Raw genomic sequence first — 17,504 nt, forward strand, 5'->3', positions numbered from 1 at the left:
GTAACACAGGTGAATCTCAGCCAGAGAGCTTCGAGGTTGACACAGTAGCGCCTGAATTAACCATCGATGAGCTTAAGCCGACAAACGATACCACTCCTGAAATTACTGGTAAAACAGAACCGGGAGCGATAGTTGATGTTGTGATCAAAGACAAAGACGGTGAAATTGTCTCTGAAGGTAAAGCAGAAGTTGATCCAGAAGGTAACTGGACGTATACACCGACTGAAGAATTACCAGAAGGTCATTACGATATAGAAGTAACTCCGACTGATAAAGCGGGTAACAAAGGTGATACTTCTAAAGAACAGTTAGAAGTTGATACAACACCTCCTTCTGACATTACTATTGATCCAATTGGTGGTGATGATTTCGAATCGAATGATCCTCAACCTGAAATTACAGGAACAGGTGAGAAAGGTTCGCTAGTGGATATCGTGATCACCGGTCCAGATGGCTTCGAAGAGAAGGCCACTGTTGAAGTAGGAGAAGATGGTAAATGGTCGTATAAACCAGAAGCTGAGTTGGAAGAAGGTGACTACAAAATCGAAGCTACTCCTAAAGATGAAGCTGGAAACGTAGGTAATCCAACTGAACAAGATTTTGTAATCGACTTGACACCACCAGATATCGATATTGATCCGTGGGAAGATGATAATGATCCTTGGTTAGATATCGATCCTTGGGATGATGAAGAAGCTGCATGGGATGTGAGTGAAGCTGCATCTGTACAGGCAGTATCATTAGCTGCTGAGCCTCAAATTGCTGCATTCTCTGCTTTCGCTGCACGCTCATTATTTGTAGCTGAACCAGTAGTAAAAGCAGCTCAAGTAACGGCGGTTGATCCAAGTATTAATTATACTAATGATCCACAACGTACAATTAGTGGTAATACAGAAAACAATCCTAAAGAGGTTGCTGTAGAGATTAAAGATGCTAATGGTAGTGTTGTATCTAGTGGTTTAGCAGTGTTGTCAGCAGGTCGTTGGAGTTATAAACCAGCAGAACCTTTAGCAGATGGTACATATACACTTGTAGCTACTGCACGTGATGCAGCAGGTAATACTAGCCGTACAGTTTCTTTAAAATTTGGTGTAGATACACTTTCACCTGACTTGTCAGTTGAAGAGTTATATCCTACAAATGACACTACCCCAGCAATTTCTGGTTCAACTGAACAATATTCTAAAGTTCAAGTCGTGATCAAAGATAAGAATGGAAATACTGTTGTAGATGCACCAGCTTCTGTAGATAGCTCAGGCAATTGGACATTTACACCGCCAAGAGATTTGGCGGATGGTAATTATACAGTTGAAGTAACATCTACCGATTTAGCAAAAAACAAAACAACTGAAACACATCAATTAACAGTTGATACTCAAGCTCCTGATGCTGTGATTATTAATCCAATTACAGATCCAAGTGACTTGAAACCAGTATTAACAGGTAAAGCTGAAGCGAATACTACTGTCGAATTAGTGATTAAGGACTCTACAGGTCGAATTATTGATTCTGCACTTGTTCCTGCTGATCAAAATGGTAATTGGACATATCCAATCAACAATAATTTACCAGAAGGTACAATTATCGTTGAAGCTAAAGCGATTGATGAAGCTGGAAATGTCGGTCCTTCATCAAGCATTGGCTTTGATTTAGATGTAACTCCGCCAGATGCTCCAACTGCTACATTTAATGCTGATGGTTCATTAGTAACTGGTACTGCACAAGCTTTATCAACAGTTAAAGTAAAAGATGCAAACAACAACGTGATTGGTACAACTACTGCGGATAGCAATGGAAACTACTCAATTAAGTTGACACCAAGTTTAAATGACGGACAAAACGTATCTGTGACAGCTTCTGACGTAGCGGGTGAATCTGCACCACGTAACGTGACTGCACCGAACATTCCGTTGGATGCAATTGATAACGTTGCGAAAGCAGGTATCGAGTATGAGTATCCAGTTACACAGAAATTCATTAAAGATGCAATTTCTTATAATTGGTTGATTGGCTTCGCCGGTTTTGCGATTGGTAAAACAAGTGGTGCTACAGAGTTTACAATTGGTGCAAACAAAACTGCAGATGTGCAGCTTCAAGTAAAATCAGCATCATGGGGAACATTATTAGACTCAGTATCAATTGTTCTTTACCAGCAAAATAGTTCTGGTAAGTGGGTACCAATTGCCAATAATAAATCTGCAGGATTATTTGATTTCATCGGCTTATTTGGAGAAGTTGCTCATATCAATTTAGAAGATTTACCTGCAGGTAAATATTGCATAGAAATGAGTAATGGTAACCTTGCTTCTTTACCAGGTTATGTACAGACTAATTTAGTAATTAAAGAAACTAATACAAGTACAACGCCTGTTGTGAAGTCAATCACTGAAGCGAAGGGTAATGTCATTACTGATCTTGATGCTGTACATGGTAAAGATCTTGTAGTTGCCGGTGCTGTTGTGAAAGCTGTAAATGGTGTTGCGATTAATGGTGCAACAACAATTAAAGGCGAGTTTGGTACATTAACTATTGATGCAAACGGTACATACGCTTATAAGCCAAATGCAAACCTTAACGCGATTGGTAAAACGGATGTATTTAAATACACGATTACTGATCCTGTAACTGGTAAGTCTGATACAGCTCAATTAGTACTTCAAATTGATTCTAAATCAGGTTCACCATTGGCTTGGAGCAAATTCACACCAGAAGCAAACGCGAATGATGCTGATGCATTGGCGAATGAAACAGCAGGTAAGTTTAATTCTACTTACTTGAATGAAACAGTTTCTGCTAAAGGTTTGGATAAGTTGATCTTCAATGTGTTAAATGACAACAGCCATAACGGTGGTAACGGTGTTGACACAATCAATGACTTCCAATTAGGCAGCAATGTGAAGATTGATGTTTCTGAGTTGTTATCTGATAGTGCAACTGCTCAAAACATTGATAAATTCATCTTTGTCGAGAAAGACGGAAACAATACGAAGTTAAGTATTGATCGTGATGGCGCAGGTACAACTTATAACAAGGTTGACCTAATTACTTTCAACAATACTGATGTTTCACTTCAAGACTTGTTGAACAAAAACCACTTGTTGTTCTAATAGACTAATGTGAAAAAGAGGAACTTCGGTTCCTCTTTTTTATTCTTGAATAAAAAAATGGGACATTTAAAATGTCCCATTCATTGTCTATAACTTATTTGAGTAGATTAAGAAAATTTAAATAATGTTGTACGAGGATTTGTTCTTGTTCCAATATTGGTGTATGACCTACACCTTTTAAGATGATAGGCTCTTGAGCATTTTTCAGTAATTCTTTCAGTTCAGCTGCAGCTTCTACATTAATAATTTGATCACGATCTCCCCAAATGATGAGTGTTGGTTGATCGATTGAACGAGCCGCTAGCGCAAATGTTTCAGGTGTAAATGATTTGGACATGAGAATAAGTTGCTCAACGAGTTTCGTGTTATTCGTAACATTGGATATCATGAGCTTTTCTTGTTCGACTTTCAGCTCGTTCGGTATAAATGGAGGTTGCTGCGTAGCAATTTTAAATAACCGATCAAAATCTCCAGGTTTAGAAACGATAAAATTTTTGAGTAAATTTGGGTCTTTTAAGTAAGGGGTATTGGCAGATTTAAATACACCTGCACTATTAATGAGTAGTAATGATTTAGTATCGATTGGATACTGCGCCGCATAAAGTAATGCTACAGCTCCGCCCATGGAGTGACCGGCAACATTTAGATTTTGATCAACATGAATGGCTTCTGCAAAGCGACGTAATTTTTCTGTCAGATTAGGAATTGAATAATCAAAATCTGCTGCTACTTTACTATCACCTTGACCAGGTAAATCAGGGATAATGATGTGATAATGTGGTGTCAGATAACGAGCGACTCGGTTCCAATTATCGCGACTGCCTGCAAGACCATGCACAAGCATAAGTACGGGTTTGCCTTTGGTTCCACCTTCACTGTAAGCCCAATCGATGTCGGAAACTTTAATACGCTTGGTATTCAGTCCAGCCCAAGCACGTTCTTGTTGTAAAATATTTTGTATATTTATACTGCTTGGCACGGCTTGAGTTGTCGATGTAATTGAGATTGTACCGACTGCAATAGAAGCAGCAAGTAAGTGTGAAAATATCCTTTTCATTGTATTTCTCTGTGTATTGTTATTGTGCAAATTTAGAGTAAGTGAGTCTGTTATGAAATGCATTTGCTCAAATCAATCATCCGATAAACTATAGGTCAATTATTGATGAATCGATCAGTATCAGCGGAAATGGCACAGTTGATCTTGGCCACAGTATCACAAATTCCTTATGGGAAAGTAGCCAGTTATGGTCAAATTGCTGCGATGTCAGGACTGCCTAAACATGCCCGGTTGGTTGGTCGTGTTTTGAATCAATTAGATGTGAGTAGCGACTTGCCTTGGCATCGTGTCATTAATGCGCAAGGTAAAATTAGTCATCAGCGTTTGGATGATCAAGGTTTTAATTGCCAGCAAGCTAGATTACTTGAAGAGGGGATCGTGTTTAACAATGGCAAAATAGATTTTAAGGTTTTTGGATGGTTCGAGTAGCTCCGTATGTCGGTATACGGAGCTATCAGTTATTATTGCTTTACGACAAAAACAGGTACATTGACTTCGGTGATGAGGCTTTGTGCGACACTGCCCATAATTAATTTCTTGAATCCTGTGCGACCGTGCGAGCTGATAACAATCAAATCAATATTAAGCTCATCAATCGCTTTCATTATGGTGCGGTGAATACTTTCTCCTTCGAGTATTTTAGTCTCTACGTCTACTCCATATTCATTAAACTTTGCTTTAGCTTGAGCTAGGTTATCTTCAATAAATTTTCGTGCTCGTTCAATTAAAAGATTTGACTGCCCATCTGAGAGATATTCGGCTGCGATATAGGGATCGAGTGTCATCACTTGAACAACAGTGATTTTGCTATTAAATGCTTTAGCCAATTCAACAGCATGCTGAACGACGTTGAGTGCTACTTCTGAACCATCCACTGGAACGAGGATATTTTGATAACTCATATTGTTCTCCTTTTTTAACCGTTATTAAAATAGTTCAAAATAAAGTTGAAAAATTATGCTTTCGTATTGATCATATACTGATTTTTTTATTAATAAAACCAAGTGAATTTGTTGGAATTTTTTTAAACATGTATTTAAGATTGGTTAAATTATTTGATAACTATATCTTTATTTATTTTTATATAAACTATTTCATCAATTCTATATTCTGGTATAAGTTCCTCAGAACAAATATTAATTAAATTAAATGATAAATTTTTGTAAAGTTGTTTGCATCTCGATTTTTGGTGCATTATTAACATCTCATCTCTATGCAAATTATATAATCTTTGCACAATCATTTGCGGAAATTCCAAGTTCTAAGAGTTTGGTCAACTCAATTTGTCAAAAAAACGAATTGAAATGTCGAGCACAAGACACAAAATTATATCGTGTGAAGAATATTAAGGATTCATATTACTATCTAATTGATTCTTCTCCTAAATTAGTCAAATTTAAAAAAAAGGGTGAACACTATATTGAACTTAATCGTTGGGATTTTGAGGATTATAGACACTCACATCAAAGTTCTAGCATAGACGATGAGTTTCAAAGCTCAGGAATCAAAATTTATCCAGCACTTTATCCATTAAGTCAAAATGATCTGGCAATTGCTATCATTGATGATAGGTTTGTAAGCTACTCAGGGGGAGGGAGAACAGAGCAGTATGCGGACTTTGTTCAATTGAATCGTAAAGGAAAATATAGATTAGCAGTAGCAGATCAACTTTTTTATGCTTCTGAAAGGATTCGTGCATGTTTTTCAGAACATGATTATCAGACTTCAGCACATTGTTACGATGAGTCTGGAACTGTTCTAAATATTCATTTTAAACGGGGTGATCAGCAATATTATCATTGGACTCTTAATTACACAGATTATATTTGGCCTGCTCACGAATCTGAAAAAAATCGAAAAGTAGTGAAATATTCAAAAAAAATATTGCCATTTAATGATCTAAATTAAAAACATAATCTGAAATTGAATTAACATCACCTGCCTGCAACTGTTCACGCATTTTTAAAAACTGCTTTTCATCTAAATCATAGAGCTTAAGAGAAAGCAGTTTTTTAACATCTTCCTTAGGGAAACGGTATTTAATAATTTTGGCAGGTACACCACCGACGACAGCATAAGGTGGCACGTCTTTGGTGACGACAGCACCAGTTGCCACCACTGCGCCTTCACCAAGTTTTACCCCTTGCATAATCATGGCACGGGAACCAATCCAACACCCATCACCAATGATAGTATCGCCGGCAGGCACAAAACTACGCGTATCAAAAGGAAATGCAGAAATCCAGTCGGTACGGTGTAACTGATTTCCACCCATCATGATGACACACTCAGCGCCAAAACATACAAAATTGCCGATATAAAGCTGATCGATGGGTTTTTCAGGTGTCGAAGCTTTGTCATGTAGATAACGCACCACACAACGCTCAAAACCTTGATCCCAATATGCTGAGTAATAGCTGTAATTGCCTTTGATATGAATATTCGGATTTTTGACTGTTTTCGAAATAAATTCGAATTCGCACCAATGCTTAACAGGGGAGTTGATCAGCTTTTCAGACATATCAATTAGATGACACACACGGAGAGTGTATTATAGCGAATAGGCTATTGGACTGGCATATTAATTTTCAAAACCCTTATGTAAACTCAGTAAGTTTAGCGTTATTAGGAATACGTGCAATCACTTTAATTTCAAAATCAAATCCTGCTAACCAATTCACACCTAAAGCTGTCCAGTTGGGATAAGGTTTTTGCGTGAAAACCTGATTTTTGACTTTCATAATGGTTTCAAATTGATGTTCTGGATCGGTATGAAAAGTCGTGACATCGACAATATCATCAAAATTACAACCAGCCCCAGCCAAAGTGTCAGCTAAGTTTTGAAAAGCCTGCGCAACTTGTTTTTCAAAATCTGGTTCAGGCGAACCATCTTCACGACTACCAACTTGTCCTGAAACAAAGAGTAAATCTTGCGATCGAATGGCGGCAGAATAACCATGTTGTTCATACAATGCATGGCGTTTTTTCGGAAAAATAGCTGTTCTTGTCATGAAATTATCTCCATTGAGATGTGAATTAAAAATTTAACATACGAATCGTATGTGAATAACTTAATTGACATACGTAGTGTATGTCAATTAGAATTTTTGTCATGGAAGGGATGCAAGTTATGTCTGTACGTGAACAAAAAATGGTGGAAACCCGCAAAAAATTGATTGAAGTTGCACGTCGTGCCTTTGCGATGTATGGATATGCTGATACATCCATGGATAAACTCACAGCAGAGGTGGGGTTGACGCGTGGGGCGCTCTATCATCATTTCGGTGATAAGAAAGGCTTATTTGCTGCGGTGGTTGATCAAATTGATTCAGAGATGGCTGCATCTGCCCAACAACATTTGAAACAGCCTGATGACCTATGGGAAGGGTTGATGCTGGAAGGGCGTACGTATATCGAACATGCATTAAACGCAGAATTTCAGCGTATTGTACTGCGTGATGGGCCAGCAGTATTGGGAGATCCAGCACATTGGCCAAGTCAAAATAGATGCTTGCAGAAGACACGTGAATGCGTAGAGCAATTGTTAGCTGAAAATAGATTAAAACAAATCGATGCACTTGCTGCTGCAGTCTTGCTTAATGGGGCAGCCATGAATGCAGCATTGTGGGTGGCGTCTAGTGAACATCCTAAAAAGCTATTACCACAGGCTTTACAAGCCTTCGAAATATTTGCTTCGGGCTTCTTGAAAATAAATTAATGTAAATTTTTAATCCAATAAAAAAACCCCTCATCAGAGGGGGGTTATAGCTTAAAATATCAAGAATTAAAGATATTCTACGCTCACAATTTCGTATTCAACTTCACCTTGAGGTGTCGTAATCTTAACTTCATCGCCTTCATTTTTTCCTAAAAGACCACGAGCGATAGGGGAATTCACAGATATTTTGTTAATTTTAAAATCTGCTTCGTCGTCACCAACAATTTGATACGTTTTACGTTCTTCAGTATCCAAATTTTCAATTGTGACCGTCACGCCAAAAACAACGCGTCCATTTTGCTCAAGTTCTTTAACGTCAATCACTTGTGCAGCACCCAATTTTCCTTCGATATCTTGGATACGGCCTTCACAGAAACCTTGTTGCTCACGTGCAGCGTGGTATTCCGCGTTTTCTTTAAGATCTCCGTGTTCACGCGCTTCAGCAATCGCTGCTGTAATACGAGGACGATCTACAGTTTTAAGTTGATGTAATTCTTTCTCAAGCGCTTCTTTGCCTTGAGGTGTCATAGGATAACGTTGCATAGTTGTCCCTCAAAAAAGTAAGTATGAAAAAATACTAAGTCTATAAATGAAAAAAAGCCCGCCACCAAGAGGTGACGGGACTTCTTGGTAGTGGTATTAACCTACTGTTTGTAAGTCTTGCAAACGATATACATCCATTGGCAATTTGATTGCTAAAGCTTGGCAAACTGCATCTGCACCATTAAGGGTAGTCGTATGATAGACCTTACCTTGAAGTGCAGAACGGCGGATTGAGAACGAATCCTGCTGAGCTTGTTTACCTTCTGTTGTATTGATAATGAGGTGTATTTCGCCATTTTTCAAGCGGTCCACAATATTTGGACGACCTTCAGTCACTTTATTTACACGTTCACATTCAATACCAGCCGCTTTGATGACATCGTATGTGCCACCAGTAGCAAGAATTTTGAAGCCAAAGCCAGCAAGTTGTTTTGCAATACCTGCTGCACGTGGTTTATCAGAATCACGTACAGAGATGAACGCATGTTTAACTTCACCTTCCGTTGGAAGACCTGGTAAACGCTCATTTGCACCTAATACAGCTTTATAGAACGCTTCACCAAATGTTTTACCAACGCCCATCACTTCACCTGTAGATTTCATCTCAGGCCCAAGGATTGGATCAACACCAGGGAACTTGTTGAATGGGAACACTGCTTCTTTAACAGAGAAGTGCTCAGGGATAATCTCTGTAGTGAATCCTTGAGATTCTAAAGATTGACCCGCCATACAACGTGCAGCGACTTTCGCTAAAGACTCACCGATACACTTAGATACAAACGGAACTGTACGTGATGCACGTGGGTTCACTTCTAAAATGTAAACGTCTTCGCCTTTAACAGCAAACTGTACGTTCATTAAACCAACAACACCAAGCTCTTTAGCCATCGCGATAGTTTGACGGCGCATTTCGTCCTGAATCTCTTTAGAAAGAGAGTAAGGAGGGATCGAACATGCAGAGTCACCTGAGTGGATACCTGCTTGTTCGATATGCTGCATGATACCGCCAATCACCACGTCTTTACCGTCAGATACGCAGTCTACGTCAACTTCGATCGCGTCGTCTAGGAAGCGGTCAAGAAGAACAGGGGCATCGTTAGAAGCTTGAACAGCATCACGTAAATAGCGACGTAATTCTTCGTCGTTATATACGATTTCCATTGCACGACCACCAAGTACATAAGATGGACGTACTACAAGTGGATAGCCAACTTTCGCTGCTTCAGCCATACCTTCTTCAGCAGATTTTACAATGCTGTTGTTTGGTTGACGAAGTTGCAGACGTTGAATCATTTGTTGGAAACGTTCACGGTCTTCTGCACGGTCAATCGCATCAGGAGATGTACCAATAATTGGTGCACCAGCTTCTTCTAAAGCACGAGCCAATTTAAGTGGTGTTTGACCACCGTACTGTACGATGATGCCTTTTGGCTTCTCAATACGTACGATTTCTAACACATCTTCGAGTGTAATTGGTTCGAAGTACAGGCGATCAGATGTGTCATAGTCAGTAGAAACCGTTTCAGGGTTACAGTTCACCATGATTGTTTCATAACCGTCTTCACGCATCGCAAGCGCCGCGTGTACACAGCAGTAATCGAATTCGATACCTTGACCAATACGGTTAGGACCACCACCGATCACCATGATCTTGTCTTTGCTAGACGGGTTTGATTCACATTCGTCATCGTAAGTTGAATACATATACGCTGTGTCTGATTCAAACTCAGCAGCACAAGTATCTACACGTTTGTAAACTGGGGTTACGCCCAAGTTCCAACGATGTTTACGGAATTGTTTTTGTGAAATACCCATCAAGTTCGCAATGCGAAGGTCAGATAAACCTTTACGTTTAAATGAACGGATGCTGTCCGCATTTAGATCGCCAAAACCTAAAGTTTTGATTTGGTTTTCTGTTTTGATGATGTCTTCGATTTGGATCAAGAACCATTTGTCGATCTTAGTCGCTTGGAATACATCTTCTAATGTAAAACCGTGACGGAATGCGTCAGCCACGTACCAAATACGCTCAGGACCTGGAACACGTAGTTCTTGTAGGATTTTCTCACGCGCGCCTTCAGCACCCACTTCGATTTTTTCATCAAAGCCAGTTGCACCTACTTCAAGACCACGAAGTGCTTTGTTTACAGACTCTTGGAAGTTACGACCAATCGCCATCACTTCACCAACAGATTTCATCTGTGTGGTTAAAGTTGCGTCAGCTTGTGGGAATTTCTCAAAGTTGAAACGTGGAACTTTAGTTACAACGTAGTCAATCGCAGGTTCGAAGGAAGCTGGAGTGGTACCACCAGTGATGTCATTTTTAAGCTCATCAAGGGTATAACCAACCGCTAATTTCGCAGCGATTTTCGCAATAGGGAAACCAGTTGCTTTTGAAGCCAATGCAGAAGAACGAGATACACGTGGGTTCATCTCGATCACAACCATACGGCCAGTATTTGGACAAATACCGAACTGTACGTTAGAACCACCAGTTTCTACACCAATCTCACGTAACACTGCTAAAGATGCATTACGCATTAACTGATATTCTTTATCTGTTAATGTTTGCGCAGGTGCAACAGTGATTGAGTCACCTGTGTGTACGCCCATTGGGTCAAAGTTTTCAATCGAACAGACGATGATACAGTTGTCGTTTTTGTCACGAACAACTTCCATTTCGTATTCTTTCCAACCAATTAAAGACTCATCGATCAATAATTGTTTTGTTGGAGAAAGGTCGAAACCACGTTCACAGATTTCAAGGAATTCTTCTTTGTTGTATGCGATACCACCGCCTGAACCACCCATGGTAAATGATGGACGGATAATCACTGGGAAGCCGAAACGTGCTTGAATTTCTAAAGCTTCTTCCATTGATTCAGCGATTGCTGCTTTTGGACATTCAAGACCAATTTTACGCATTGCTTGGTCGAAAAGTTTACGGTCTTCCGCTTTTTCGATCGCTTCTTTCGTTGCACCAATCAATTCAACATTGAATTTTTCTAAAATGCCATGCTCATCAAGGGCAAGGGCACAGTTCAATGCAGTCTGACCACCCATTGTTGGAAGAACTGCGTCTGGGCGTTCTTTCTCAATGATCGCTGCAACTGTTTGCCAAGTGATTGGCTCGATATACGTTGCATCTGCCATTGCAGGGTCAGTCATGATCGTTGCAGGGTTAGAGTTTACCAGAATTACACGGTAACCTTCTTCACGTAATGCTTTACATGCTTGTGCGCCTGAGTAGTCAAACTCACACGCCTGACCGATAACAATTGGACCAGCACCAATAATTAAGATGCTTTTAATATCCGTACGCTTTGGCATTATTTGCTCCTCAATTACTTCTTAGATGCTTCAATAAGTTCGATGAAATGATCGAACAATGGTGCGCAGTCATGTGGACCTGGGCTTGCTTCTGGGTGACCTTGGAAACTAAACGCAGGCTTATCTGTACGATGAATCCCTTGAAGAGTTTGATCGAACAATGATTTGTGCGTCGCTTTAAGGTTTGCAGGTAATGTTTCTGCATCCACTGCGAAGCCATGGTTTTGAGAAGTAATCATCACTGTACCATCTTCGATGTTTTGTACAGGATGGTTCGCACCATGGTGACCATGAGGCATTTTCACCGTTTTAGCGCCAGAAGCGAGAGCAAGAATTTGGTGACCCAAGCAAATACCAAATACAGGTACGTTACGAGTATCTTCAACAATTGTTTTTACAGCTTCAATTGCATAGTCACATGCTGCAGGATCGCCAGGACCATTCGATAAGAATACGCCATCTGGATTTAGAGCAAGAACTTTTTCAGCAGGAGTTTGTGCAGGTACAACAGTTAATTTACAACCGCGGTCTGCGAGCATACGTAAGATGTTGGTTTTGACACCGTAATCATATGCGACAACATGAAATTTAGCTTCTGGTTGGGAGAAACCTTGACCTAATTTCCAAGAACCTTCAGTCCATTCGAAACCGTTTGGATCACAGCATTCTTTCGCAAGGTCTAAACCATTCAGACCGCCGAATGCACGAGCTTTTTCTAAAGCTTCTTCTTCTGTAATATTTTCACCAGCTAAGATACAACCGTTTTGTGCACCTTTAGCACGTAAAATACGTGTCAGTTTACGTGTATCAATGTCAGCGATAGCGACAACATTGTGAGATTTTAAGTATTCGCCTAAAGATTGCGTAGATCGGAAGTTGCTGTGCAATAAAGGTAGGTCACGAATGATCAATCCGTTTGCCCATACTTTATGAATTCGACCTGACTCAGCGTCTTCATCATTACAACCTGTGTTACCAATGTGTGGATAGGTAAGCGTAACAAGCTGTTGTGCATAACTTGGGTCAGTCAAAATTTCTTGATAGCCAGTCATGGCAGTGTTGAAAACGACTTCACCAGTCGTACTACCCGATGCACCGATTGACGTTCCTTTAAAGATCGTACCATCGGCAAGGGCTAAAATTGCTGGGGTGCTCAAACCAAAGCTCCTGAAATTTAGGCTGTAAAAAAGCGAGTAGACGAAAAAAAAGGAAGGCTACTTTAAAACCCACCCTCCTTACATCTGCTCGCTTGAACTTAACACGGCATTATACGCAAACACCTTGATAAAGTCCACGTAAATAAACCTGAATTCGTCAGATATATACCTTGTAATTTGTTTAAAAGTCTGCTTTTTAAACTTTGGACAAAAGTCTAAGAATGTAAGAATTGTTTAATAATTCAAAAGTTAAGTTTTATCACGATTTATCAAAATTTATGTAGACTTACAATTAATAAGCTAAGTTTCTGAAACAGAATAACAAAGCTTCTGAAAAGCTGATTTGTTAAATAGAACAAATGTTGAAGTTGCTCCAAATGCTTCCTAAAAGTTCGAAAAAAGTACTAATTAGGTCAATTTACAAGTATTTTAGAAAGGACTGATTAAATATGGAAAATAGAGGTAAATATTGAATTGCTTGTTAAAAGCGTAGGTTCAATTATTTAAAGATGAAATTGGTAGTTAGCATGCTGGGTTTTAAAAATTAAACCGAGATCGAATTTAAAGAGATTTGACGCCACTTCGGTGTTTGTGAAGAAATATTTAAGAGCAGATTTGGCTGTTCAAGTGATTAAGGACAATTTTGAATTAGAAATGAATAACACGAATTACAAATATAACTAGATATAACACGTTGAGATCAGCTGTATAAAACTTAACTCTAAAAGAGGTGGGAAGAGTCTACAACTATAGAACTGAAATATTGGGGTAAAAAAAATAGTGAGATTAAATCTCACTATTTTTTTTAAAACTGATGCAACCAATCGCGCTTGTTATGGAAGTCAGCCTCAGGACTACTATGCTGCATCGCATAATAATGTTTAGCTTGCGATGTGTTTAATACAGCGGATAAGCCAACAAAAATATCTTGCCATTTCAATTTATGTTTTAACATAAACTCCGTTAGATCAAGGCTCACATTTAAACCATAGTGCGTCTTTTTGAGTGAATTCAGTTCTATGTCATAAGCTGCTTGCGGTGGCATATCCTCAGGGTAACGATACTCTTCAAATTGATACGCTTGCCAAGCTTGAGAAGGGGAGAGATTGACTTCACGATAAAAGTCCTGATCTTTCACCCCAATGAAAATTTCAAAGCAGGTTTCTTCCCAAAGAAAATCTCGTCGTGGATGTCCAGCTACAATTTCCGGATAGACTAAGTATTGATTTGGGTCACGTAACCAATAGCCCACATTTAGTGTATATGGACTCACTTGTTCAATTGCACCAACCAGGGAGATATCAAAGTAACGGTCAAAAGAATTTAGTTCGTAACTTGCCATTCAATGCAACTCAAATTAATTAGAAAGATGTGCGTGGCGAACAAGATTCGAAAGTTTAGGATTTTGTTTTGCCGCTTTCTTGTATAAAAGTGCAATTTTTCCAATGGTTTGAACAACTTCTGCACCAGTAACTTCGGCGATTTCAGTAATGACTGCTGCACGAGCATCACGATCTTCACCGCCAATTTTTACTTTAATTAACTCATGATCATTTAAAGCACGTTGAGTTTCTTCAATGACATTTTCAGTTAAACCTTGACCACCTAACATTACCACTGGGTTAAGTGCATGTCCGATTTGACGCAAACGTTTGCGTTCCTGAATTGATAAAGCCGCCATAAAGATAACCTAATTTTAAAAACGACTTAGTATAGCAAATCAAGAGATCAAACGCTTATGTTTCTCAGAAATAATCGATCAACTTAAATCAAAAAAACATAAACGATAATCTTGAATTAGATACAGATGAATACTGCAAGGGGGATAAAATTCACGTACAATAAAAAGTTAGAAGATTACGTGTATTTAAAGAGTTATGGCAACACGCATTACCAATCAGAAGTTATCCAAAAGTAGTCGTGCGTGGATGAGAGAGCATTTAGATGACCCGTTTGTGAAAAAAGCACAAAAGGAAGGTTATCGTGCGCGTGCTGCATATAAATTGCTTGAAATCCAAGAGAAATACAAAATCATTAAACCTGGTATGACTGTTGTAGACCTTGGTGCTGCACCTGGTAGTTGGTCCCAAATCGCTGGAAAATTAGTGGGTGATAAAGGTTTAGTGATTGCATCAGATATTTTGGAAATGGATGCACTTCCAGATGTGACGTTCCTGCAAGGAGACTTTCGAGAAGAGGAAGTTTTCGAAAAATTGTTAAATATTTTAAATGGACGAACTGTAGACGTTGTAATTTCAGATATGGCCCCCAATACATCAGGTAATAAGGCCGTTGATCAACCTCGACAAATTTATTTGTGTGAACTTGCATTAGACTTTGCCAATAAAGTTTTAGGTCCGAAAGGACAGTTTGTTGTCAAAGTTTTCCAAGGAACTGGTTTTGACGAATTCCGTAAGGAAGTTGTAGACAGTTTTGAAGTATTAAAAACTGCAAAGCCTGCTGCCTCGCGTGCTCGTTCGAAGGAAGTTTTTTTAATTGGACAGGGCCGTAAAAAGAATTCGCAATAAAGTGACTTGCCAAGTCGCTAAAAAATGTGCATTTTGTACCTTTTGAATATTTTATTGCGAAATTGATTTACTCGCTTTTTGTTAAAGGTCACCCAATTTTGGGCATGATCAAATTAGATTGATATGGGAATAAAGCTTTGAGCGATCTCTTTAAGAATGCCGTTTTATGGCTTGTTATACTTGGTGTGCTGATATTAATTTTCAGCAACATTAGTGACCGTGATAAGCCTGCTGCATTGAACTATTCAGAATTTGTTGCAGCGGTTAATGCTGGTCAAATTAAACAAGTTACCATTGACGGTGAACGAATTAGTGGCGAAAAAGTAAATGGTTCTCCATTTGAGAGTATTCGTCCTGCGGTTCAAGATCCTGAGTTAATGCCGAATCTCATCAAAAATAATGTCGTTGTTGAGGGCACTGCTCCGCAACGTCAAGGTTTATTGATGCAGCTTTTGATCGCAAGCTTTCCAGTACTTTTAATCATTTTGTTATTCATGTTCTTTATGCGCAACATGGGTGGCGGTGCTGGTGGTAAAAACGGCCCGATGAGTTTTGGTAAGTCAAAAGCAAAAATGCTTTCAGAAGACCAAATCAAAGTCACTTTCACAGATGTTGCGGGTTGTGACGAAGCGAAACAAGAAGTCGTCGAAATTGTGGATTTCTTGAAAGATCCAACAAAGTTTAAGCGTCTTGGTGCGAGCATTCCTCGTGGTGTCCTGATGGTAGGTCCACCGGGCACAGGTAAAACTTTACTTGCGAAAGCGATTGCTGGAGAGGCTAAGGTTCCATTCTTTAGTATCTCAGGTTCGGACTTTGTTGAAATGTTCGTTGGTGTTGGTGCATCACGTGTACGTGATATGTTTGAGCAAGCGAAACGCCATGCGCCGTGTATCATTTTCATTGATGAGATTGATGCGGTGGGTCGTCATCGTGGTTCAGGTACTGGTGGTGGTCACGATGAGCGCGAACAAACCTTGAACCAGATGTTGGTAGAAATGGATGGTTTCGAAGGTAATGAAGGTATCATCGTTATTGCTGCGACTAACCGTGCTGACGTTCTAGATAAAGCTTTACTTCGTCCGGGACGTTTCGACCGTCAAGTGATGGTTGGACTTCCAGATATTAAAGGTCGTGAGCAAATCCTGAATGTGCATTTGAAAAAATTACCTTCAGTGACTGGTGTGGATGTCAAAGTATTGGCACGTGGTACTCCAGGGTTCTCTGGTGCGCAATTGGCAAACTTAGTCAATGAAGCTGCGTTATTTGCTGCACGTCGTAATAAAAATACGGTCGATATGCATGACTTTGAAGATGCAAAAGATAAGCTTTATATGGGGCCAGAGCGTAAATCAATGGTTCTTCGTGAAGAAGAGCGTCGCGCAACGGCTTATCATGAAGCAGGTCATGCGATTGTAGCTGAAATGCTTCCAGGCACAGACCCAGTACATAAAGTCACGATCATGCCACGTGGTTGGGCATTAGGTGTAACTTGGCAGCTTCCAGAGTTTGATCAAACCAGTCATTACAAAGACAAAATGTTGAATGAGCTTTCTATTCTGTTTGGTGGTCGTATTGCAGAAGAAATTTTCATTAATCAGATGTCGACTGGGGCTTCTAACGACTTTGAGCGTGCAACAAAAATGGCGCGTGCAATGGTGACTAAGTACGGTATGTCTGACAAGATGGGTGTCATGGTTTATGAAGAAGATGCCCAACAGTCATTCATGGGTAATCTAGGTGGTCGTACTATTTCTGAAACGACTCAGCTTGAAGTTGATCGCGAAATTCGCCGTATTCTAGATGAGCAGTATAAAGTTGCACGTGATATCTTAGAAAATAATAAAGATATTGCCCATGCGATGGTAAAAGCTTTGCTTGAGTGGGAAACGATTGATCGTGATCAAATCCGTGACATTATTGAAGGTCGTGAACCTCAACCACCTAAGGTGTATGTGGCTGAGAATCCAATTGTAGATGTAACCCCTACAGATGGTCCTTCAACGCCTCCACCTTTACCAGCAAGCTAAAATGAAGGAGCCTCTTATGAGGCTCTTTTTTTTGTGT

The 17,504-nt window shown here is 39.6% G+C and carries 15 protein-coding genes; 6 read left to right on the forward strand and 9 right to left on the reverse strand.

Features of this window, described 5'->3' with window-relative positions:
• Positions 1–3,107 (forward strand): BapA/Bap/LapF family large adhesin (locus AC1M9C_RS03975; protein WP_481953255.1); only part of this gene is annotated, 3,107 nt, incomplete at its 5' end.
• Between the two features lie 94 nt (positions 3,108–3,201).
• Here AC1M9C_RS03975 and AC1M9C_RS03980 read toward each other — a convergent pair.
• Complete coding sequence (locus AC1M9C_RS03980) at positions 3,202–4,164, reverse strand: alpha/beta fold hydrolase (RefSeq protein WP_035266882.1); 963 nt, start codon at positions 4,162–4,164, stop codon at positions 3,202–3,204.
• Between the two features lie 105 nt (positions 4,165–4,269).
• On the opposite strand from AC1M9C_RS03980, the gene AC1M9C_RS03985 reads away from it, so the two are divergent.
• Positions 4,270–4,593, forward strand: a complete 324-nt coding sequence (locus tag AC1M9C_RS03985) for an MGMT family protein (RefSeq protein ID WP_035266885.1) — start codon at positions 4,270–4,272, stop codon at positions 4,591–4,593.
• Between the two features lie 32 nt (positions 4,594–4,625).
• Here the strand turns inward: AC1M9C_RS03985 and AC1M9C_RS03990 are convergent, their stop codons facing one another.
• Positions 4,626–5,066 carry a universal stress protein gene (locus AC1M9C_RS03990; protein WP_035266887.1) on the reverse strand — a complete coding sequence of 147 codons (441 nt, stop codon included), beginning with the start codon at positions 5,064–5,066 and terminating at the stop codon, positions 4,626–4,628.
• A 247-nt stretch (positions 5,067–5,313) separates the two neighbouring features.
• Here AC1M9C_RS03990 and AC1M9C_RS03995 point away from each other — a divergent pair, with 247 nt between their 5' ends.
• Entirely contained in the window at positions 5,314–6,072 is a 759-nt protein-coding gene (locus tag AC1M9C_RS03995; RefSeq protein ID WP_035266889.1) for a hypothetical protein, read from the forward strand.
• Here the strand turns inward: AC1M9C_RS03995 and AC1M9C_RS04000 are convergent.
• Both AC1M9C_RS04000 and AC1M9C_RS04005 read right to left on the reverse strand, forming a co-directional pair.
• Positions 6,056–6,685 carry a CatB-related O-acetyltransferase gene (locus AC1M9C_RS04000; protein WP_035266891.1) on the reverse strand — a complete coding sequence of 210 codons (630 nt, stop codon included), beginning with the start codon at positions 6,683–6,685 and terminating at the stop codon, positions 6,056–6,058. The genes AC1M9C_RS03995 and AC1M9C_RS04000 overlap by 17 nt on opposite strands.
• Before the next feature lie 76 nt (positions 6,686–6,761).
• Complete coding sequence (locus tag AC1M9C_RS04005; protein WP_035266893.1) at positions 6,762–7,175, reverse strand: RidA family protein; 414 nt, start codon at positions 7,173–7,175, stop codon at positions 6,762–6,764.
• Between the two features lie 119 nt (positions 7,176–7,294).
• On the opposite strand from AC1M9C_RS04005, the gene AC1M9C_RS04010 reads away from it, so the two are divergent.
• Positions 7,295–7,882, forward strand: a complete 588-nt coding sequence (locus AC1M9C_RS04010; protein ID WP_035266956.1) for a TetR/AcrR family transcriptional regulator — start codon at positions 7,295–7,297, stop codon at positions 7,880–7,882.
• Between the two features lie 66 nt (positions 7,883–7,948).
• Here the strand turns inward: AC1M9C_RS04010 and greA are convergent, their stop codons facing one another.
• The 5 genes from greA to yhbY form a co-directional block, all read right to left on the reverse strand.
• On the reverse strand, positions 7,949–8,425 hold the full coding sequence (gene greA, locus AC1M9C_RS04015; protein ID WP_035266896.1) for a transcription elongation factor GreA: 477 nt from the start codon (positions 8,423–8,425) through the stop codon (positions 7,949–7,951).
• 96 nt (positions 8,426–8,521) lie between these two features.
• Positions 8,522–11,755 carry a carbamoyl-phosphate synthase large subunit gene (gene carB, locus AC1M9C_RS04020; RefSeq protein WP_035266898.1) on the reverse strand — a complete coding sequence of 1,078 codons (3,234 nt, stop codon included), beginning with the start codon at positions 11,753–11,755 and terminating at the stop codon, positions 8,522–8,524.
• A 14-nt stretch (positions 11,756–11,769) separates the two neighbouring features.
• Positions 11,770–12,912 carry a glutamine-hydrolyzing carbamoyl-phosphate synthase small subunit gene (gene carA / locus AC1M9C_RS04025; protein WP_481613674.1) on the reverse strand — a complete coding sequence of 381 codons (1,143 nt, stop codon included), beginning with the start codon at positions 12,910–12,912 and terminating at the stop codon, positions 11,770–11,772.
• 805 nt (positions 12,913–13,717) lie between these two features.
• Positions 13,718–14,254 (reverse strand): DOMON-like domain-containing protein, encoded by a 537-nt coding sequence (locus AC1M9C_RS04030; protein WP_481953256.1) that lies wholly within the window; start codon positions 14,252–14,254, stop codon positions 13,718–13,720.
• 15 nt (positions 14,255–14,269) lie between these two features.
• Complete coding sequence (yhbY, locus tag AC1M9C_RS04035; protein ID WP_035266903.1) at positions 14,270–14,593, reverse strand: ribosome assembly RNA-binding protein YhbY; 324 nt, start codon at positions 14,591–14,593, stop codon at positions 14,270–14,272.
• Positions 14,594–14,789: 196 nt separating this feature from the next.
• Here yhbY and rlmE point away from each other — a divergent pair, with 196 nt between their 5' ends.
• Positions 14,790–15,440, forward strand: coding sequence for a 23S rRNA (uridine(2552)-2'-O)-methyltransferase RlmE (gene rlmE, locus AC1M9C_RS04040; RefSeq protein WP_179998526.1), 651 nt, complete (start codon positions 14,790–14,792; stop codon positions 15,438–15,440).
• Positions 15,441–15,577: 137 nt separating this feature from the next.
• A complete protein-coding gene (gene ftsH, locus AC1M9C_RS04045; protein WP_481953257.1) occupies positions 15,578–17,467 on the forward strand; it encodes an ATP-dependent zinc metalloprotease FtsH in 1,890 nt (629 codons plus the stop codon).
• The last annotated feature ends 37 nt before the right edge of the window (positions 17,468–17,504 follow it).

It is taken from the genome of Acinetobacter sp. 24-47-39 (assembly GCF_056783825.1).